The sequence below is a fragment of the Methylobacterium sp. J-088 genome (genome assembly GCF_022829295.1).
Taxonomy (GTDB): domain Bacteria; phylum Pseudomonadota; class Alphaproteobacteria; order Rhizobiales; family Beijerinckiaceae; genus Methylobacterium.
Genome location: NZ_JAKSYH010000191.1, coordinates 1 through 20807, shown reverse-complemented (window position 1 = coordinate 20807; position 20807 = coordinate 1). Strand labels below are relative to the sequence as shown.

Annotated in this window: 15 protein-coding genes and 2 pseudogenes; 14 read left to right on the top strand and 3 right to left on the bottom strand. The window is 65.8% G+C overall.

The annotated features are described in order from the left end of the window. Nucleotides 1-362 precede the first annotated feature (362 nt). Nucleotides 363-743 carry a GCG_CRPN prefix-to-repeats domain-containing protein gene (locus tag MKK63_RS21635; RefSeq protein WP_244005482.1) on the top strand — a complete coding sequence of 127 codons (381 nt, stop codon included), beginning with the start codon at nt 363-365 and terminating at the stop codon, nt 741-743. A 16-nt stretch (nt 744-759) separates the two neighbouring features. Here the strand turns inward: MKK63_RS21635 and MKK63_RS21630 are convergent, their stop codons facing one another. Continuing rightward, a complete protein-coding gene (locus MKK63_RS21630) occupies nt 760-2691 on the bottom strand; it encodes a histidine kinase (RefSeq protein ID WP_244005480.1) in 1932 nt (643 codons plus the stop codon). A 436-nt stretch (nt 2692-3127) separates the two neighbouring features. On the opposite strand from MKK63_RS21630, the gene MKK63_RS21625 reads away from it, so the two are divergent. From MKK63_RS21625 to MKK63_RS21590, 8 genes and pseudogenes are all read left to right on the top strand, one after another. Then, nucleotides 3128-4150, top strand: a complete 1023-nt coding sequence (locus MKK63_RS21625; protein ID WP_244005484.1) for a transporter — start codon at nt 3128-3130, stop codon at nt 4148-4150. A gap of 158 nt (nt 4151-4308) precedes the next feature. Next, a complete protein-coding gene (locus MKK63_RS21620) occupies nt 4309-4950 on the top strand; it encodes a response regulator transcription factor (protein WP_244005478.1) in 642 nt (213 codons plus the stop codon). 266 nt (nt 4951-5216) lie between these two features. Continuing rightward, entirely contained in the window at nt 5217-5951 is a 735-nt protein-coding gene (gene aqpZ, locus MKK63_RS21615; protein WP_244005476.1) for an aquaporin Z, read from the top strand. Nucleotides 5952-6126: 175 nt separating this feature from the next. Beyond that, complete coding sequence (locus MKK63_RS21610) at nt 6127-8019, top strand: alkyl/aryl-sulfatase (protein WP_244005474.1); 1893 nt, start codon at nt 6127-6129, stop codon at nt 8017-8019. A gap of 188 nt (nt 8020-8207) precedes the next feature. Then, nucleotides 8208-9026 (top strand): DUF4344 domain-containing metallopeptidase, encoded by an 819-nt coding sequence (locus tag MKK63_RS21605; RefSeq protein WP_244005472.1) that lies wholly within the window; start codon nt 8208-8210, stop codon nt 9024-9026. Nucleotides 9027-9037: 11 nt separating this feature from the next. Then, nucleotides 9038-9277 carry a DUF3302 domain-containing protein gene (locus MKK63_RS21600; RefSeq protein ID WP_244005470.1) on the top strand — a complete coding sequence of 80 codons (240 nt, stop codon included), beginning with the start codon at nt 9038-9040 and terminating at the stop codon, nt 9275-9277. Further along, nucleotides 9274-10209: an HlyD family secretion protein gene (locus tag MKK63_RS21595; protein WP_244005468.1), complete on the top strand. Its 936-nt coding sequence runs from the start codon at nt 9274-9276 to the stop codon at nt 10207-10209. Before MKK63_RS21600 ends, MKK63_RS21595 begins: the two co-directional genes overlap by 4 nt. Before the next feature lie 801 nt (nt 10210-11010). Then, nucleotides 11011-11248: pseudogene (locus MKK63_RS21590) on the top strand (IS110 family transposase); the annotation flags it as partial. Between the two features lie 126 nt (nt 11249-11374). On the opposite strand, the gene MKK63_RS21585 reads toward MKK63_RS21590, so the two are convergent. Then, nucleotides 11375-12394 (bottom strand): zinc-binding alcohol dehydrogenase family protein, encoded by a 1020-nt coding sequence (locus MKK63_RS21585; protein ID WP_244005466.1) that lies wholly within the window; start codon nt 12392-12394, stop codon nt 11375-11377. Between the two features lie 581 nt (nt 12395-12975). Between MKK63_RS21585 and MKK63_RS21580 the strand changes: the two genes are divergently transcribed. From MKK63_RS21580 to MKK63_RS21565, 4 genes are all read left to right on the top strand, one after another. Then, nucleotides 12976-13458 (top strand): (2Fe-2S)-binding protein, encoded by a 483-nt coding sequence (locus MKK63_RS21580; RefSeq protein WP_244005464.1) that lies wholly within the window; start codon nt 12976-12978, stop codon nt 13456-13458. Next, nucleotides 13455-15719 (top strand): xanthine dehydrogenase family protein molybdopterin-binding subunit, encoded by a 2265-nt coding sequence (locus MKK63_RS21575; protein WP_244005462.1) that lies wholly within the window; start codon nt 13455-13457, stop codon nt 15717-15719. Before MKK63_RS21580 ends, MKK63_RS21575 begins: the two co-directional genes overlap by 4 nt. Nucleotides 15720-15721: 2 nt before the next feature. Then, entirely contained in the window at nt 15722-16321 is a 600-nt protein-coding gene (locus MKK63_RS21570) for an Isoquinoline 1-oxidoreductase subunit (protein ID WP_244005460.1), read from the top strand. Between the two features lie 322 nt (nt 16322-16643). Further along, a complete protein-coding gene (locus MKK63_RS21565; RefSeq protein ID WP_244005439.1) occupies nt 16644-17699 on the top strand; it encodes an SDR family oxidoreductase in 1056 nt (351 codons plus the stop codon). Between the two features lie 296 nt (nt 17700-17995). Here MKK63_RS21565 and MKK63_RS21560 read toward each other — a convergent pair whose 3' ends face one another. Then, entirely contained in the window at nt 17996-19981 is a 1986-nt protein-coding gene (locus MKK63_RS21560; protein WP_244005437.1) for a PAS domain S-box protein, read from the bottom strand. Between the two features lie 332 nt (nt 19982-20313). Here MKK63_RS21560 and MKK63_RS21555 point away from each other — a divergent pair. Continuing rightward, nucleotides 20314-20807: pseudogene (locus MKK63_RS21555) on the top strand (transposase); the annotation flags it as partial.

Sequence of the window (20807 nt, the reverse complement as noted above, 5' to 3'; positions counted from 1 at the left end):
GCGTGTCGAGCGAGAACTCGTAGAACAGGGCACCCTGCTCGACTTGCCGAGGTCCCATCATCTGCTTCGATCTCCGTCTCTGGACAGGAGTGAATCACCTCATCACAGCCGCTGCAACACCCGAGTTTTTCAACAGAATCGACCAGATGCAGTCATTTACGCGCGGCCGTGCGGCTCCCGTAAGCGGACGCTCACATTGGGCGACTTCTAACGCCCAACGACCACGCTGCCTGACCCCCTGTAACCCCCACACGCGTCAGCCGTTGGGTTCAGGGTTATTCCCTCCCGAAGACCGGGTTCTCCCCAATGGTCAGCGTCGACCGATCACCTACGATCATCCCGGTTCAGTTCGGGAGTTCACGATGAGAATGTTGAGAAGGCTGGCATTCGCTACCCTCGCACTCATAGCTTGGCTCGGTATCGGCCAACTCGAACGGGGAAGGCTCGGGGTCGCCCCCGCCCAAGCCGCCGGAGGATGCGGCATCGGCTTCCATCGAGGCCTCTACGGTGTCTGCCGACCGAATTACGGCGGCTATTACGGCGGCCCCGGCTACTACCGCGGTGGCGTGGTCTACGGCAGGCGCGCCGTCTATGGGTACCGCGGCGGCTATTACGGCCGCCGGGTTTATGGCGGACGCGTCTATCGCGGCGGGGGGGTCCGCGGCGGTCGCGTGGCCGGGTTCCATGGCGGGCGTGGCTTCCGCGGCGGCGGCTTTCACGGGGGCGGCCGCTTCCGTCGCTGAGGCCTCGGCGGCAGGCTTAAGCCTCGTCCGACATAGGCGTAGGGGGAATTTTCGCAGTCACGCGTAGGCCGGTGGTCAAGCGCACGACGGCCAAGGTCCCGCCGAGCGCCTCAAGACGGTCGCGCATCCCTCGAATGCCGGATCCTTCGACGATGGGAAACGCGGCACCTGGCGGCAGCTCACCGCTCCCGTCCTCGATTGTCAGCTCCAGGTTCGCCGACGCATCGGGACGCAGCGTGAGCCGTGCCCTCTTCGTGGAGGAATGGCGCTGCACGTTGGTGAGGGCTTCCTGGGCGACCCGGTAGAGCGCGAGTTCCACCCCCCGTGCCCAGCGCCGCTCTGCTACCTCGTCGACGGACACCCTGACTTGGATGCCGGCGCGTCTCTCGAACCCATCCGCGAGCGTCGCCAGGGCGAGGCCGAGCCCAGCCTCGTCGAGGAGCGCCGGATGGAGGACGTAGGACAGCGTCCGCACCTCCGCCACGCTCGCGTCGATCAGGGCCCGGGCCTGCGTCAGGGCGGCGCGAACCCTGGGAGGTGGATCGACGAGGCCGCGGTCCGCGACCCCCAGTTCAAAACCGGCGGCGATCAGGTTCTGTCCGGTGGTGTCATGCAACTCGCGCGCGATGCGCCGGCGCTCGTTGTCTTCTCGGCGCAGGACGTTCTCCGTGAACCGGCGCAACCCGCCCTCAAAGGCGCCGTCCCCGGCCACATCGGTGGCGGCCCCGAAGATGTACCCCGTGCCGGCATCGCCGAGCGGTACGAGAACGGTGTTCCATACAAACTGCGATCCGCCGAGGTTGACCCGACGCTCGACGCGCCGCGTTTCCCCTGACGCGAGCACGCCACGGTACTCGGCTTCTACGGCCTCGGCGTCCTCAAGCGGGAACAGTTCTCGGGTCGTGCGTCCGACCAGGTGCGCCGTTGCCCGGCTCCCTTCGCCCTCCAGGCGCAGTGTGAGCGCCTCAAGCACGAACGTCCCGTCGCTTTGGGCTGCGATGATGAACTGGACGTCGAAGGCCTCATCGACCACGCCGCGCAGCCCCATCTGTTGCCGGGCCCGCCGTTCCCACCACCGGCGAAGCGCCGGAAATGCCAAGGCAGGTCCCAGGAGCAGGAGCGCCTCCGTGCCGGCCACCAGCGACACCTCGGTGCGCCAACTCCGCAAGATGTTGGTGGCCGAGCGGCACATGTCGAGCGAGAGGCCGCCGACCGTAGCTTGCGTGGTGGATGTGATGTCGTCCGGCGAGGGCCGGATGGAGGGCGAACCGCATGTGGGTTCGCCCGATGTCCCAGCAGAGCCTTGCTCGTTCCCGAGATCGACCGCGGACCATGCGATCAGGCGCCGCCCCTTGTCGTCCCGCAGCGTGATCCCGTCTGCCTTCCCGGCACCCAAGCCTTGAAAGAAGGCGTGAACCAGGTCGACGTTGATGACGGCCCCGATGATCCCCGCGAAGGCTCCGTCCTTCGTGGACAGGCGCCGGCTCATGGGCAGGCCGACGCCCTGTATCAGAGGCGTGCGCCACGGTGCTCCGACGAAGAAGCCGACATCCCTTTCCTTCTGGGCGATGAAGTAGTCCTGCTCGGCAAAATTCATCTGCTGGGCGTCGGGGCCGTAAGTCAGGAGTTCGCCGTTGGCCCGGACGAAGCCGATGAGCAGGTAAGGAGACAGCCGCTGGAAGTTGGAGCAAATCAGTGATGGACACAGACTGTCGACGCTTGCACTGTCGAAATCTTTCTCCTCCGCGATCTCGGTGAGCCTCTTCAGGAGGACGTCGACAACCCCGAACGCGTTCTCGATGAACTGAACGCCGGACCTGCTCACGCGCGTGGCGTCTTCGTGCGCAGCCGCCAATGCCTCCTCACGAGCCCGGGTCGCCCACACGAGCGTTGAGACGGTGACCGACACGGCGCAGATCGCCCAGACCGTCCAGAACGCGGCCGCCATGAGTCGCGGGGCCCGCGTTCTCGTCGTGCCCTCGCCCGCGACGCCCGTGATGGGCCTCTCGGCCCCGAGGGCATCCTCGGTCTGGCGTTGCGAACCCTGACCCACGGCTTTGCCTTCCTGGGGAGTGTGCCTACCGCGCGGCGCCTCGCTGCTCACCGCCCATCCGCTCGACAGCCATGAGACGAGATAACGCCGATGCGTACAACCGTCCGTTGACAGCATCGCTCGACTTTATGTCGGTCTCACCCCGCATATCCATCCACCGCATCGGAGCCGCGGACCGCGCTTTGGACCGCCGTTCCGCAGACCCGGTCCGAGCGAGGCAAGTCGATCACACCAGGGTTTTTACCTGCTCATCTCAGGGTTTACCCGAATTGCCAGCACCCGTTTGGAACGGGAGATTGCGACACCGAAACGGATTGGCTCGGTGGCGGACATGATGTCCTTCGCGCATCGTCTGGTCGGAGGCCTGGTCCTCGGGTCAGTGTTCACCGTGCCAGTTGCCGAGGCGGCCGAGGGTGGCCTCAGCTTTTACATCGAGGGGCAGGCGGTCCCTTTAGGGGGCGTCGTCCCGCCCCCCGGCCTGTACTTCGACAGCGCCACCTATTTCTACACCGGCAGCTTCAGCGGGAACCGCACCACGCAGCTCGGCGGCAACGTCGTCGGTCAGGTGAAGGCGAACATCGTTGCCGACTTCGCGAGCACCCTGTGGGTGACACCCGTCCAAATCCTCGGCGGCGATCTCGCCATCGCCTTCGTGATGCCCTTCGGGGAACCGGCGGTGCGCGCCGGCGCGCTCCTGAACGGGCCTCTGGTCAATCAGGTGCTTGGCCGCCCGGTGGGAGGGACCGTGAGCGACGCGACATTCAATCCGGGCGACCCCATCGTGGGGGCCTCGCTCGGCTGGCATTCCGGCAATTGGCACTGGAAGCTGTCGGGCCTGATCAGCATACCGGCGGGCGGCTACGAGCCCGGCCAGCTCTCCAACATCGCGCTGAACCGCTATGCCGGCGACATCTCGGCCGCCGTGACCTACCTCGATCCAGTCCTCGGCATCGGCCTCGACCTCGCCACTGGCGTCACGCTCAACGGCAAGAACCCAGCGACGCAGTACGTGACGGGCAACGAGTTCCACATCGACGTCGCGGCATCGAAGTCCCTGACCAAGGAGCTGTCGGTCGGGATCATCGCCTCGCACTACGAGCAGTTCACGGCTGACAGCGGTTCCGGGAACCGGATCGGACCGTTCAAGGGCCGCATGACGGCGGTCGGCGGGACGCTCGGGTTGACGGTTCCGGTCGGACAGACCCCGGTCATTGCTCAGATCAAGGTGCTGCGCGAGGTCGAGGTAAAGAACCGCTTTCAGGGCACCACCGGGTTCCTGGAGATATCCTTCCCGCTCTGGGTCGCGCCTGCGAAGGCAGCACCCGAGCCGAGACCCTTGGCGGTGAAATCCTGATGGCGTGTGAGCCTCGACCGGAGGCACATGCGGCAGGGGCGCTGAGGCTTGCTGACGGGGAGCGGCGGGAGTCTGATGGTGCAGGGTCGCGGCCCACCACCCGTTTCGGGTGACGGGCGCACGGCATGCCCGAAAATCGCGCGGGAGGTCGTCATCTCGTGACGGTGAACATCCTGATCGTCGACGACCACATCGCGGTCCGGCGCGGCGTCCGCGCCATCCTGGAAGCGCGCGAAGGCTTCGACGTCGTCGCCGAGGCGGGCACGGGGGCCGAGGCCATCGAGCTCGCCGTGCGGCACAAGCCGGACGTGGCGGTCATCGATTACTCGCTGCCTGCCATGAACGGGTCGCAATTGACCCGGCGCATCCGCGAGGCCAGCCCGCGCACCGAGGTGCTGATCTACACGATGCACGAGAGCGACGCCCTGGTGCGGGACGTGCTCGGCGCCGGAGCCCGTGGGTACCTCCTGAAGTCCGACGCCGACCAGCACCTCATCGCCGCCGTCGACGCGCTGGCCCATCGCCAACCTTACTTCACGGGCCGCGTGAACGAGGCGCTGCTCGCCCACTACCTGGCCAACCCGGGCGACGGCTCGCAGCTCGACACGCTCACCTGCCGCGAGCGCGACGTGGTGCAACTCATCGCCGAGGGCAACTCAAGCAAGCAGGTCAGCACGGCGCTCGCCATCAGCCTCAAGACGGTCGAGTCCCACAGAGCGTCCGCCATGCACAAGCTCGGGCTGCAGACGACGGCCGCCCTGGTCCGGTACGCCGTGCGCAACAAGCTGGTCGAACCCTAAGGGCATTTTCCCGCCCATCTCAGTCAATTCTCGGAGCCAAATCAGGGTTTCGCCCGATGGATTGGATGCCATCAGTTTTTTAAGGTCACCATAAGTTAGCCCAAACGGTGTCCACCCGCTTCGAGCAACCTCGTCGACCGAATGTCCGGACGGGGAAATATGGATTTGGGTCCAATACCGAGAAATCGCCTGAAGCACGCGCGCACGTCGATGCAGTGCCGCCAGAAACACGGACACAAAGCTCGACTTGATCTGAGGAGGCATTCATGGATATCCATAAGTGCGCCGCCGAGACCATTGGCACGTTCTGGCTCACCTTCGCGGGCTGCGGCAGCGCCGTCATCGCGGCCGCCTTCCCGCAGGTCGGCATCGGCTTAGTCGGCGTTTCCCTCGCCTTCGGCCTGACCGTGGTCACCATGGCCTACGCCCTCGGCCATGTCTCGGGCTGCCATCTCAACCCGGCGGTGACGGTCGGGCTCGCGGCGGGCGGGCGCTTCCCGACCCGGGACATCGTCCCCTACGTGATCTCGCAGGTCATCGGCGCCGTGATCGGAGCCGCGGTGCTCTACGCCATCGCCAACGGCGCGCCCGAGTTCGACTTGGCGAAGGGGTTCGCCTCCAACGGCTACGGCGAGCATTCCCCCGGGCATTACGGGCTGGTCTCGTGCCTGGTGGCCGAGGTGGTGCTGACCATGATGTTCCTCTTCGTGATCATGGGAGCGACGCACGGCAAGGCGCCGGTCGGCTTCGCACCGCTCGCCATCGGGCTCTGCCTGACCCTTGTCCACCTCGTCGGCATCCCGGTCACCAACCTGTCGGTGAATCCGGCGCGCAGCACCGGCCCGGCCCTGTTCGTGGGCGGATGGGCCATCGCCCAGCTCTGGCTGTTCTGGGTCGCCCCGCTGCTTGGGGGCGCGCTCGGCGGCATCCTCTACCGCTGGCTCAGCGAGCAGCCCTCGGCCCCCGTCACCGGTCTCGTGCCGCCCAGGCCGGCGGAATAGCCCGGTCGGGACATCACCGGTCCGCCGGTGCGAGACGTCCGTGAGCAAGTCTTCGACGGCGCAATCACACCCACAGCAAGAGGGTAGCATGCGATACGCTCGGTTCGCGAAGTTGTCTGTCGCCAGCGTCCTGGCCGCGGCTTCTGTTCAATCCGCCGCTGCCCAAGGCACGGACTTGCGAAAGGACGCCACCGATCAAACCAAGCAGGCGAATTCGGTCCTGCTGAGGCAGCTACCCTTCAGCGACACGTCGGATTTCGAGAACGCACACAAAGGCTTCATCGCGGCGCCTCCCGCCGGCGCGATCAACGGCTCGGCCGGGAATTTGGTCTGGGACCCGCAAAAATATGGCTTCATCAAAGAGGGGCAGGCCGCGCCCGATACCGTCAATCCCAGCCTGTGGCGACAGTCGCAGTTGATCAACATCGCCGGTCTCTTCCAGGTCACCGACGGTATCTACCAAGTCCGAAACCTCGACCTGTCGAACATGACGATCATCGAGGGCAAGGAAGGCATAACCATCGTCGATCCCCTGATCTCGGAAGAGACGTCGAGGACCGCGATCAACCTGTACTTCGCCCATCGCGGCCAGAAGCCAGTCAAGGCCGTCATCTACACGCACAGCCACGTCGACCACTATGGCGGCGTCCGCGGGGTCGTGAGCGAGGACGACGTCACCTCGGGCAAGGTCAAGATCTACGCGCCCGAGGGCTTCCTCGAAGCCGCGGTCGCCGAGAACGTCATGGCCGGCACAGCGATGAGCCGGCGGGCGAGCTACATGTACGGAAACCTCCTGAAGCCCGATCCGAAGGGCCAGGTCGGGGCCGGCCTGGGCACGACGACCTCCGCGGGTACGGTGACCCTCCTCGCGCCCACGAACACCATCAAGGAGACCGGGCAGAAGGAGACCATCGACGGGCTCACCTACGAGTTCCTCATGGCGCCCGGCTCGGAAGCCCCGTCCGAAATGATGTGGTTCATCGAGGAAAAGAAGGCGATGGAGGCCGCCGAGGACGCGACCCACACGCTCCACAACACCTATTCGCTGCGCGGGGCCAAGATCCGTGAACCGCTGCCCTGGTCGAAGTACCTGAACCAGGCCCTGGTCATGTGGGGCGACAAGGTCGAGGTCATCTTCGCACAGCATCACTGGCCCACCTGGGGCAACGACAACGGGACCAAGTTCCTGAAGAGCCAGCGCGATCTGTACCGCTTCATCAACGATCAGACCCTGCGCATGGTGAACCAGGGCATGACGATGCGGGAGATCGCCGACGCCTTCAAGATGCCCGACACCCTCGCGAACGTCTGGGCGAACCGCGGCTATTACGGTTCGGTCTATCACGACGTCGCCGCGACCTACGTCCTCTATCTCGGCTGGTTCGACGGCAATCCCGCCACCCTGCACGAGCTTCCCCCCGTCGAGGCGAGCAAGAAGTACGTCGAGTTCATGGGCGGCGCCGGCGAGGTCCTCAACAAGGCCAAGGCGGCCTACGACAAGGGCGAGTACCGGTGGGTGGCCCAGGTCGCCCATCACGTCGTCTTCGCCGACCCGAGCAACCAGGCGGCCAAGAGCCTTGAGGCCGACGCGCTCGAACAGCTCGGCTACCAAGCCGAGGCCGGGCCGTGGCGCAACTTCTATCTAACGGGCGCTCAGGAGCTGCGGAACGGCGTCGCCAAGCTGCCGACGCCGAACACAGCCAGCCCCGACACCGTTCGCGCCATGTCTTTAGATCTGTTCTTCGACTACCTCGGCGTGCGCTTGAACAGCGCGAAGGCCGGGAACGCCCGGGCAAAGTTCAACTTCGACATCGGCAATAGCGACACTTACCTTGTCGAGTTAGAGAACGGGGTCCTGAACCACACCGCCAACATGAAAGGCGACCAGGTCGACGCGACGGTGACGCTATCGCGCGACACGCTCAATAACATTATCCTACAACAGACAAAGCTCGACGATGCGATTGCATCTGGCTCCGTGAAGATCAACGGAGATCCGGCGAAGCTGCACGAGGTCGTCTCCTACCTCGACAACTTCGAATTCTGGTTCAACATCGTCACGCCTTGAACCTTGAGCGGCGAGCCGGCGCTCGTCGCCTTGATCGATCAAGGGCCTGATGGAAAACCTGGCAGGAGCGATCATGACCCGGGCAACCGCCTCATCGACGCGACGCCGGCCCCCAGGGGACGTCCCGCGGCCGCTGGGCTTCCGGAACGGTTGCCCGAGTTGAGCGTGCGATGCGCGGAGCCACCCTCATGGCATTGGCGCTTGCCGCAAGCGTCCTCGTGTCGACGGGTGCGGCCGGCGCGCCGCCGTCCCCGGCGCACATCCGCGTGGTTTACGCCGCGCCGAAATCCGCAGCCTTCCGCGAGATCTACCACACGATGCGACAGCGGCGCGTCCTGGAACGGGTCGGCGCCATCGTCGGGCTCGTGCGGTTGCCGACCACCCTGACCTACCGGCTGAAGGAATGCGCCGGCGAGTTGAACGCCTGGTACGCACCCGAGAACCGCAGCGTCACGGTCTGCTACGAACTCATCGACAGCATCGTGCGAGCCGCCCCCCGGACGAGGTCGCCGGCCGGCGTCACGCGCCAGGACGCCATCAGGGGGCCGGTCTTCCAGATCCTGCTGCACGAGAGCAGCCACGCCCTGTTCGACCTCCTCGACGTGCCCATCCTCGGGCGCGAGGAGGATGCCGCCGACCAGGTCTCCTCGTTGATCCTACTGCACCTCTCACCCGCGGATGCCCACATGGTCGTGATGGGCGGTGGCTACTTCTTCGCGACCGTGGCCAAGGAGGAGCCCGTCGACAAGGGCGCGTTCGCCGACGTGCACGGCTTGTCCTGGCAGCGCTTCTACAACCTCGCCTGCATGGCCTACGGCTCCGACCGGCGGCGCTACCGTATGATCGTAGCCAAGGGATACCTGCCCAAGGACCGCGCCGAGGGCTGCGGCGAGGAATTCCGCCAGGTCGCGTTCGCCTTCCGCAAGCTCATCGGCCCGCACCTGCGCGTGCGTCCGCGTGGGGGCGAGCGGCTGAGGCGCGCCTTCCGCTCCGCCTTCAGGTCGTGAGGACCGCCTTGATGTCGTCCATCGACCTTTTCGCTTGGGTCGTGCTGCTGATCGTGGTGGCGACCGTCGTCGCGGTCTTCATCGTGCTCGGCATGATGCCCGGTCACATCGCGCGTAAACGGGGGCATCCCTGGGCCGAAGCGGTGACTGTAGGAGGCCGGGCGACGCTCGTGTTCGGCTTCGTGTTCTGGCCGCTGGTGCTGATCTGGGCCTATGTCGACGCGCCGCTGAAGCGGGAGAGACGCGAATGATCGTCGTCCTTCTCAACGTCTACATCGCGCTCCTCGCCTTGTTCGTCTGGCTGCGGTTCATCCCGTTCAACCTGTTCTGGAAGCTGTCGCCGGCGCTGGTCCTCATCGCGCTCCTCGTCGGGCTGTTCATCCCGATGGGCTGGGGCGCGCCCTCGGGTCCGGCGGCGGTGCTGCGCAACTCGGTACAGATCGTCCCGTCGGTCGCAGGCGAAGTCATCGACGTGCCCGTCGCAGCCAACACGCCGCTGAAGGCGGGCGACATCCTCTTCCGCATCGACCCGGTTCCCTACCAGGCGCAGGCCGACGCCATAGCGGCGCAACTCAAGCTCGCGGAGACCCGGCTCGCCGAAATGTCCCAGCTTCAGAGCCGGGGCACCGGGCGCGCCTTCGACGTCGAGCAGCGCCAGGCCGAGGCCGACCAGCTCCGCGCACAGTTGGAGGGCGCCAAGTGGAACCTCGACAAGACCACTGTGTATGCACCGGCCGCGGGCTACGTGACCAACTTGGCGCTTCGGAAGGGAGCTCGTGTCACCACCGACGCGCCGGTGATGGCGTTCATCGACACCGCCGACGCACTGTTCGGGGCGGAGATCCCGCAGGTCTACGCCCGCTACATCGAGCCCGGACAGCCGGTCGAGGTCACGTTCAAGGCGTTCCCGGGCACGGTCTTCACGGGGCGGGTCCAGGCCGTGTTGCAGGCCATCGCGACCGGGCAGACGCAGCCGGGCGGTTTGGCTGTTGCGCCGCCCGACCTACTACCGGCGCCTTTCGTGGTTCGGTTCACGCTTGACGACGCCGAGATGGCTCGCCGTCTACCGGCCGGAAGCACGGGCACCGCCGCAGTCTACACCGAGCATGTTCAGGTGGCTCACGTCATCCGGAAGATCGTCCTCCGGCAGACGTCCATCATCAACTACGTCGACCCGTTCTGAACGGTGACAGCCGTATCGAGCCAGATCGCATAGTCTCACGCGATAAGGATAGGCCGACACATTTCAGGAGGCGAGGATTGGGTCTGAGCTATCGAGCCGGTTCGGTCCGTAGACCGGCTCTTCGGGCCTAGGTAACCCGGAAGCGGTACGCCCAATCGTGCGGGATATATTGAGAAATCGAATGTCAGGGTGGCTTCAGCATGCTCGCGGACCGGATTGAGAAGGCCATTGCCGTACTCCGCGCCGCTGGCCACACCGTCGAGCCTGTCCCGGGCTCTGACGGTGAGTATCGGGTCGACGGGAAGGACCCCGTGCCAGGTGGACGCATCATCATGATGGCGATTTACCTGGGGCTCATGGACAAGCCGAGCGGCAGTCGTTGATCCTTCCGCCGCTGGAAAGGCGCGCGAACGCGTGATCAAGACCTGCTGCGGCCCTCCTACCTGCCGCCACCGGCCCTGTAGGCGTTGATCGCGCGGCGGCAGGCCGCGAACAACCGCATTCTCCTGCTTCTGCGGGGACGCACACAGGCCATTCACGGCCAAATTCAATCAATCGCCTACTGTCCGCTCTATTCGCCTCTTCTCCCGAGAGCGGACAGGCAAAAATCCACCCACCCCGGTCATTCGGAGGTGCCTACTCACGCGACTGAAGCTGGCCGATAGCGGAAGATCTGCTTCTAAGCGAGCTGTCCACCAAAACGGACGTAAGCGCGGCTAGTTTCCGCACCATGCTCTCTCGGTCCGACGCTGCACCAAGGCGTAGAGCCCGAGTACCGGTGACCTGATCGGCTGGCTTTTGACCGGTCTGATGCGAGGCCGACGATCCATTGCGGGTGGACGAGGTCGGTGCGGGGCATGCTCGACATGGCCGCTCTGACCGCGATCCGAGGCGTCCCCCCTTCCGACCCTTCTATGAGCGGCCGACCCAGTGAGGCCGGCCGAACAAGGTCGCCCTCGTAGTCGTGATGCGAAAGCTCCGAATAACACCTAACGCCCTCGTCCGCGAACGTACACCATGGCGTTCATTCTCCGCTTGACCTTCACCAAGGCCTCAGTCGTCGCGGTGCTGCCGTGAAGAACCTGGCTCATAGCGCGTCCCTCAATGCTGCATCAGTCACACCACAACACGGCAGGATCGCACATCTGGCTCGCCTGTCTGGAGCTCAGTCGCCGAACCCTTCTAGAACCAGCTTGCCCTTCGCCCGCCCGCTCTCGATCAGCGCGTGAGCACGAGCGAAGTTCGCGGCAGCGATCAGGCCGAACGACTCGGCGAGTGTCGTGCGGAGCCGCCCGGAGTCGATCAACCGGGACACCTCCGTGAGGATCGCGTGCTGGCGTTCCATGTCAGCAGTCTGGAACATCGAGCGCGTGAACATCAGTTCCCAGTGCAGCGACAGGCTCTTGGGCTTGAGCGGCATCACGTCCAAAATCGCGGGGTCGTCGATCGGTCCGAGGCGTCCCTGCGGAGCGAGGAGTTCGATGATCTCCGGGAGATGAGCACCCGTACCCGTCGTCGAGAACACGAAGCTCGGCGCGCCCAGACCCAGCGCGGCCACCTCGCCGGCCAGCGGCCTTTTATGATCGACGACGTGATGGGCCCCGAGATCCCGGCACCATTGCGCGGTCTCGGTGCGCGAGGCGGTGGCGATCACGGTGAGATCGGTGAGTTGCCGGGCAAGTTGGATGGCGATCGAGCCGACGCCACCTGCGCCGCCGACGATCAGGATCGCGGGCGCCGCGCCGGGCACGGGCCTCGCCACCTCAAGCCGGTCGAACAGCATCTCCCAGGCGGTCACCGCTGTCAGCGGGAGTGCCGCGGCGGCGGCGAAATCCAGACTGTCAGGCTTGGGGCCGACGAGGCGCTCGTCGACGCATTGCAGCTCCGCGTTGCTGCCCGGCCTGTCGAGGGCGCCTGCATAGAACACCGTATCGCCCGGCTTGAACAGGCGCGCTTCGGGGCCGACGGAGATCACGGTCCCGGCGGCATCCCAGCCGAGAATCTTTTGCTCGCATCCCTGCTTGTAGCCGCCCTGCCGAACCTTGGTGTCGATCGGGTTCACCGAGACGGCCTGCACCCGCACCAGCAAGTCGCGGCCGCTGGGGGCAGGATCGGGGAAGGTCGTGTCCACGAGCGCACCCGGCGCGTCGATCGATGAGCCTTCAGTGTAGGTGACAGCTCGCATGGTGTTCTCGCGTATTCGGCTCCGCCATCTACCGCCTACAACGCAAGCTTCGGCCTGGAGCACACGGACTGGATGGCGTGCGCGAGATGCTGGTCGTCGAACGGACCATCATGCCGATGTCGGTTGATCAAGACCGGCGGAGCGGCCCTTCCGCACATGACCACAAGACGGGTCATCGCGGCCCTGACATGCATCAGTTCCGCTGGGGTATGTCGCGTCCGGACCGGCAACCGGCACCCTCAGTCGGGGCCTGGACTGGACGAGGTCGCGAAATCCGAGCCTCCATGCAGTCCCGAGAAAATCTCGGTGTCCGGCGCACAGCTAATCAAGACGTCAAACTGACCGGCGTCAGGGCTGCGACGAGCTTTATCCGGTAATCCGTCGCCATCCCGCGGCTCGCATGCAGAGGGGCCGGGCCGAATCCTGCGAAGCCCTGCGGAGCATCCACGCATGTCCCGAGGACGTATCGGCAGCAAGGGCCAAAATAGCAGCGTGGTGTTCGTCCGAGGGACGCTCGAACGATTCGGGATATCTCGCCGCATGTGTCCAGCAGGCCATCGACCCACTGTTGGAGATCCAAGGTGATTTCGTTCTTGGTCAACAACGTCGACGTCCAAGTTGACGCGCCCGGCGACACGCCCCTTCTCTGGATCCTGCGGGACTGGCTGAACCTGACGGGCACCAAGTTCGGATGCGGCGTGGCGCAGTGCGGGGCCTGCACCGTCCACGTCGATGGCCAGGCGCGACGTTCCTGCGTCACCCCGGTGGCGAGCGTCGCCGGCTCAGCCGTCACGACAGTCGAGGGCCTGGCCGCGACGGCAGGCGACGGTCGCGAGTTCCACCCCCTCCAGGCCGCCTGGATCGAGGTCCAGGCCCCGCAATGCGGCTATTGCCAGCCGGGCCAGCTTATGCAGGCCGCGGCACTCCTCGGCGAGACTCCCGATCCGTCCGACGACGACATCAGGAACGGGATGGCCGCAAACCTTTGCCGTTGCATGGCGTACGTTCGGATCCGGAAGGCGATCAAGCTGGCCGCCCAGGCCCAGAACGGAGGGCGGAAATGAGCGCGGTCGACGTCACCCGGCGGTGGTTCCTCGCGTCCTTGGGAAGCGCGGCCGTCGCTACGGGTTTCCTCCCTGCGGGCGCGCAAGCTGGTCCCTTGTTCGGCGACGTCTCATCCAGGGGCTACAGCCCGACACTTTGGTACGAGATCAGCGGGGACGGGCGCATCCTGGTTCACGTCACCCGGGCGGAGATGGGCCAGCACATCGGCACCGCGCTGGCACGCATCGTCGCCGAGGAGCTTGAGGCGAACTGGGACCACGTCGAGGTCGTGCACGTCGACACGGACCCGCGCTGGGGCGTGATGATCACGGGCGGCTCCTGGTCCGTGCACAAGAGCTTCGAAGAGCTGAGCCGCGCCGGGGCCGCCGGCCGCATCGCGCTGCTTGAGGCCGGCGCGAGAATGCTCGGGGCGCCCCTGAAGGATTGCGTCGCTCGCGCCAGCGAGGTGCGGCACGGTGCGCGTGCCATCAGCTACGCCGACATCGTCTCCTCCGGCAGCGTCACCCGCCAGTTCACGGAAGAGGAGCTCAAGGGGATCGCCCTGAAGCCGGCGTCGGAACGCCGGTTCCTCAACCGGGACGCCGCCGCGCGCGACGTGCCGTCGAAGGTGAACGGCACCGCCGTTTACGGCATCGACCGCAAGGTCGACGGCATGGTGTTCGCGCGGCCGGTCCTGCCACCGACCCGCTACGGGAACAGCATTGTGAGTTGGGACGACGGGGCCGCCCGCAAGCTCCCCGGCTACCTGAGCACCGTCGTGATCGACGACCCGACAGGAACATGCCAGGGCTGGCTCGTCGCGGTCGCGGAGAGCTGGCCCGTCGCGGCCAAGGCGGCCGATCTCATCGCGGTCAGCTACCGGTCCGATGGTGGCGCGGCAAGCGAAGACCAGATGCTCGCTGAAGGCGCGCGCCTCGTCGAGAATCCGAGTACGGGAGGCATCTTCTTCCAGGAGGGCGACCCCCTGATGCGGATCGCCGAAGCCGCCGCGCTGCACGAGGGCGTCTATCGCACGCACACCGTGCTGCACATGCATCTCGAAGCGCTCAACGCCCTGGCCTGGCAGGATGGGAGCACATGGCACGTGCACGCCGGCAACCAGTGGCAGTCGGTCACGCTGCCGCTCGTCGCCGAGGCGCTCGGGATCGATCAGGCCGATCTCGTGTTCGAGACTTCCTACCTCGGCGGCGGCTTCGGCCGGCGCCTGTACTGCGAATACATTGTCCCGGCAGCGCTCGCGGCGAAGAAGATGGGTCGACCGGTCAAGCTCATCTTCGCGCGGTCGGATGACACGAAGTTCGACCAGCCGCGCTCGCCTACCGTGCAGAGACTCCGCTCGGTGACCGACGGGCGGGGAGCGCTTCTGGCCTACGACCACAGGTGCGCATCGGGATGGCCGACCCGCTCGATCTTTCCGGAGTTCCTGGCGCCGAGCGCGGACGGGCACGGGACGGTCGATGTGTTCGCCATCAACGGCGCGGACCATTGGTACGACACGGCGAGCCAGCGGATTCAGGCGATCTGCAACGACGTCGTCCATGCCACGATGCTCCCCGGATACCTGCGGTCGGTAGCGCCCGGCTACACCACGTGGGCGGTCGAGACGCATATCGATGAACTCGCGCACAAGCTCGGTCGCGATCCCGCCGAGTACCGGCGCGCGTTACTCGGCGCGAAGGGCCGCAACGGCGGCGCGGCTCCGCACGCCGTCGGTGGAGCCAATCGCCTCCGAGCCGTCATGGAGCGCGTCCTGGAGAAGGCCGGCTGGTCCGCCCGGGAAGCGCTGCCGCCCGGCAAGGGTATGGGCCTGGCGCTCGGCACCGGGCAGGAACGCGACATGCCGACCTGGATCGCCACGGTGGCGCAGGTCGCCGTCGACACACACAGCGGTGCCGTCACAGTCGAGAGGCTGACGTCCGTCGTGGATGCCGGCACGCTGGCGCATCCGGACGGTGCGCTGGCCCAGGTCGAGGGCAGCATGCTCTGGGGCCTTTCGCTCGCCCTGTTCGAGAGCACGGAATACGAGAAGGGCCTGCCCCGGGACCTCAATCTGGACACCTACACGCCATTGCGCATGACCGACGTGCCGGAGCTGGACATCGAGTTTCTGCGCAACGATCACATGCCGGTCGGCCTGGGCGAGCCCGGCGTCATCTCGATTGCGCCGGCTATCGGGAACGCGATCTTCGCTGCCATCGGGGCCCGCGTGCGCGACCTTCCCATCCGCCCAGCGGCGGTCCGCGCCGCGATGGGAGCCTGACCGTGCGCGTCGCGATCCTGACGGCGGCCGCGGCGCTGTCCACCACCGTGGCCCTCGCGACGGAGGCCGATCTGCGCCGCTCAGAGTCCTTCGACGCGAAACAGGACAGGATCGAACGGTCCGTCGCCCTGTTCGGGGAGATGGCGAAGGTCATCACGCATCCGCGCTGCATGAACTGCCATCCCGCCGATAACATCCCGAGGCAGGGAGACGAGCAACGACTTCATCGTCCCCCGATGGTTCGCGGCGGCGAGGCCAGCTTCGGCCCGTCCGGCCTGCACTGCAATTCCTGCCACGGTTCCGAGAACTTGGCGGTCGTCGGCCACGACAGGGACATACCGGGACACGACCCATGGCAGTTGGCGCCAGCCAGTATGGGCTGGATCGGGCTGTCGGTCCACGAGATCTGCGTGCAGCTCAAGGACCCGGCCCGAAACGGTAACCGCTCGCTGGCGGACATCCATAAGTTTCTCGCGACCGACGGTTTGGTTGGCTGGGGCTGGCATCCCGGCAAGGGTCGGGAGGCAGCTCCCGGGACCCAGGAGATCCTCGGCGAACTGACGCAAGCCTGGATCCAGACCGGGGCAGCCTGCCCGAAGTAAGTGATCCCGAATGGACAGCGCCATGACAACGTGAGGGTTTCACAAAACCGGAAAACGCGCATGCGGGCCGGACCGAAGCGACGGGAGGTCGTCAGGCTCCGCCCTCCTGCCTCTGGTCGGGACGTCGCTCCTCCTCGGCTCTTTCCGGGGATCCGCTTGGCTCGGCCTACCGGTACCGCTGCTGTTCGGCCGAACCCTCGTCGAGGCGGCAGCGCTGCGGAAGGATCTCGCGGGATACCAGGACGTCACGCGCAGAATCCGTTGCCGGCTGGTGCCCGTCTATGAACATCGCGCCGAAACGATCAGAGAAGGGAATCCTCGCGTGAGCACCACGAATGTTGTTCTCGTCGCCGGCATGCACGGCGTGTCCGGCAACGCGGCAGCCAGAGCCTGGGCCAACACCTCAGATGCGACCGTGTACGGTCTGTCCCGCCGTGACGCGCACCTCCCCGAAGGTGTGGAGGGCATCAAGGTCGATCTGCTCGACCGCCACGATGTCGAACGCAAGCTAAACGGCCGCCGTGACGTCACGCACATCGTCTTCGCTGCCTACATCGAGAAGGCGAGCGCTGCCGAGCGCTCAAAGGTCAACGTGGCGATCTTGAAGAACCTCGTCGAGGTGGTCGAGACAGTGTCTCCAACGCTGAGGCATGTAACGTTCTACCAAGGCGGCAAGGCGTATGGCTCCGACCTTGGACCCTTCAAGACGCCGGCCCGCGAGGACGATCCGCGCCTCATGTCGCCGAATTTCTACTACGACCAGGAAGACTTCCTTCGACGTCAGCAAGCCGGGAAGGCGTGGCATTGGACGGCCCTGCGCCCGGAAGCCATCATCGGTTATGCAACCGGCAACCCGATGAACCTGGGCATGGCAATTGCCGTCTACGCGGTCATCTCCAAGGCGCTCAACATTCCCCTGCGCTTCCCCGGTTCGCCGGCAGCCCATGGCGCCCTCTATCAGGTGAGTTCAGCGGACGTCCTGGCAGAGGCGACGGTGTGGGCAGGGGCCACGGAATCCGCCCGCGACAACATCTTCAATATCACGAATGGGGATCAGTTTCGCTGGCAGCACATGTGGCCGCGCATTGCCAAAATGTTTGATATGCAGGTCGCCGATCCGGTTCCGATGCCACTCGCTTCTTATATGACCGACAAGACAGAGCTCTGGAGCGAGATTGTCGCCCGGTACGATTTGCTAAGAACGCCCTATGAGAAATTGGTTTCGTGGGACTTTGCGGATTTTATATTCAACAGTGGATTCGATAATGTGTCGAGCACAATCAAGGCGCGCAAGGCAGGATTTTTCGAGTGCATCGACACCGAGGATATGTTCCGGAATTTCTTCGCGTCCTTGCGCAACAGGAAGGTCATTTCTTAGCATTACAGTCGCATATCTTCTCTGAGACGCTGCTGGTGAGCAGCCGCTTGACGGGCGCGTCGCCGAGCTAATGGGGCGATTGACTTGACCGGCCGGCTTTGGACACGGCCGAATGAGAGAACGAGCAGGACTGAAGGAGCTGGACATTGATCCTCCGTCGGCTTCACGGCCACCTCTGATACGCTCATGCTGGGCGGGGAAGGTGTCGGATGGCGAGGACGAGACGAGAGTTCAAACCCGAGTAGTCCGAGCGGACCGCGAGCGAAACTCCCCGTGCTCGCGGATCCAGGGGAGGATCACTGGTCGCCGTCGTGATCGGCCGGACGCACGCTGGCTGCGGTCGCAATGAGAACGGCCTCGGGCAGCGTGCGGACCCCGAGCGCCTCCATGACCCGGGCGCGGTGGATCTCCACCGTGCGCGGGCTCAGGCCCAGCGTCCGGGCGATGGTCTTGTTGGTCCCGCCCGCCAGCAAACCCTCCAGCACCTCGCGCTCGCGCGCTGAGAGCGCTGCGATGCGGCTCCGGCCCTCGTCCCCCCCGCGCGCCCGATCCGCCTCGGCGTGGAGCTCGGCGAGCGCCGTTCTGACCGCGAACAGTACGGTGTCCGGCGACCAGGGGGCTTCGAGGTAATCGACCGCCCCCGCCTTCATGACGCGGACCCCGAAGCCGACATCGCCCCGGCTCTTGCCGACCGCCACCACGGGCAGGTGCGCGCGTGCCGCCTTCAACTCGCTCAGGGCGGCGAGGCCGCTGGTGTCGCCCAGGTCGAACACGACGCAGCCTGGTATCAGAGAGCCCGCCATCGTCAGGAACACCTGACCGTCCGCGAAGGCGCGGACCTCGTAGCTGGCGGCCTGCAGGGTGCCGACGAGGCCGCGCCGGGCGTCATCCTCGGCCGCGACCACGTAGGCCCGCAGGCCCGTGTTGACGGTGACGTCCTGCGCGATCCCGCCCGCGGACCGGATCCGTCCGTCGAGGCCCGGGATCGGGAAGAAGGTGTCGCGGATGCGACGCACCGCTTGGTCGGAGGCGCGTTGGATGCGGTACTCCAGCAAGAACGTCTCGCCACCGCCGACGCGCTCGATCGCCTGCGCGGCGGCCTCGCGGTCCTCGGGGTGAACGCTCACGAGCCAGCTCGCGAGGTCCGGCATGTCCTCCGGGCGCATCCCCCAGACCTGCGCGAAGGCCGGGCTGAGGTAGTCGAGCCGCCCACTCTCCAGATCGGCGAGCCAGAGCACGTCGGCCGTATGCGCGGCGAAGCGCCGGAAGCGCTCCTCGCTCTCGCGCAACGCCGCCTCGGCCTGATGGCGTTCGGTGACTTCGAGGGAGACGGCAAGGCCACCGACAATGGCACCTGTCCCGTCGCGGAGGGCGCTGACGACGTTGCGTACCCACACGGCCGAACCATCCGGACGCAGGTAGCGCTTCTCGATGGTGAAGGAAGCGCCGTCTACCATGGCGCGCCGGTAGAGGGCTTCGTTGAACGCCCAGTCGTCCGGGTGAGTCAGCTCCTCCACGGTGCGGCAGAGCAGATCATCGCGCGTGCGCCCCAGGATCTCGCAATAGCGGTCGTTGACGAAGCTCATCCGATGGCCGCCATCGACGATGACGATGCCAGCCTCAGCTTGCTCGGCCACGGCCCGGAAGCGCTCCTCACTCGCGCGCAGGGCCTCATCCGCGATGCGCCGTTCGATCAGGCCTGCAGCTTGCCGATGCTGCGCGATGATGATCGCTGCGGTCTTGGTCATGGCCGCGGCGAATTCGTGATCGCGGGGCGTGGCCGCACGCGGCTCGCGGAAGTACACGGCGAAGGTGCCAAGGACCCGCCCGACTGCGGTTTGTGTCGGGAACGACCAGACGGCACGGAAGCCGTATTCTTCGGCCAACCAGAGCCATGGCTGCCAGCGTAGCTCCTCCCTCACGTCGACGGTGATGACCGGCTGGCCGGTGAAGACCGCCAGACCGCATGAGAGCGAGTCCGGCCCGACCTTGATGCCATCCGTGACGGCCAGGGCGTAGGGCTCGGGCATGCCTATGACGTGCTGCAGTCCGACGCCGCCTTGATCGGTCAGGTAGAAGGCGGAGCGAAGGTCGCCGCCGGACTGGGAGCAGGCCGTGTCCACGAGGATGCCCAGACACTCTGCGAGCGGCGCACCCTCAATGGCGGCCTGAAAGGCTGCTTGCTGCGCCGACAGCCATGGCGTGTGCTCAACCAGACTACCGAACGCGTGGGCGCCGTCCAGGGCACGTAACACGTTGGCCGACATGTCGCCCGTGGTCATCCCAGGCACCTCAAGCGGCCAGCGGCGTGTACCGAGCGCCGGCGCGAGCTGTATGCGCGGAAGCCCCAACGTAGATGGTCTTTTTTAGGCCTCCTAAAGCGGACTTGATATAACTTAGGACAGGAACGCTTCGGCATCCTGGTCGGCGTCCAGAAATCCGTCTTGCCAGTTGAAGCTGCGCGTTCTGCTATTTGCGCTGTCGAGCGGCAACGCGCCAAAGGCCAAGTCTAGCAAGCTCGGCTTTGAGAGGCTTTCGCCCGAGCAGCAGTGGTCAGCCCCCATTGAAGTGGTCCGCCCTTTGGTATGGCTTTTGAGCCTGGAGGACGGACGAGATGGCAAAATACCCGAAGCCCGAGGAGATCGTCGCGAAGCTACGTCAGGCGGACGTGCTGATCTCACAGGGCCAGAGCGTGGCCGATGCAATCCGCGCGCTCGGTGTGAGTTCGGTGACATACTACCGGTGGCGGCGTGAGTTTGGCGGCCTGAAGTCGGATCAAGTTCGACGGATGAAGAGTCTTGAGACCGAGAATGCTCGGCTTCGAAAGGCAATCGCCGATCTCACCCTCGACAAGCTGATCCTGCAGGAGGCGTCCCGGGGAAACTTCTGAGCCCCGCGCGCCGACGCGCCTGTGTCGAGCACATCATGCAGACGATGACCGTCTCCGAGCGCCGCGCCTGTCGGGCGCTCGGTCAGCATCGCTCGACACAGCGCAAGGTGCCGCGGGGCCGCGACGACGAAGAGGCGCTGACGGCCGATCTCGTGGCGTTGGCTGAGAAGTACGGACGCTATGGCTACCGCAAGATCAGCGCATTGCTGAAGGCGGCC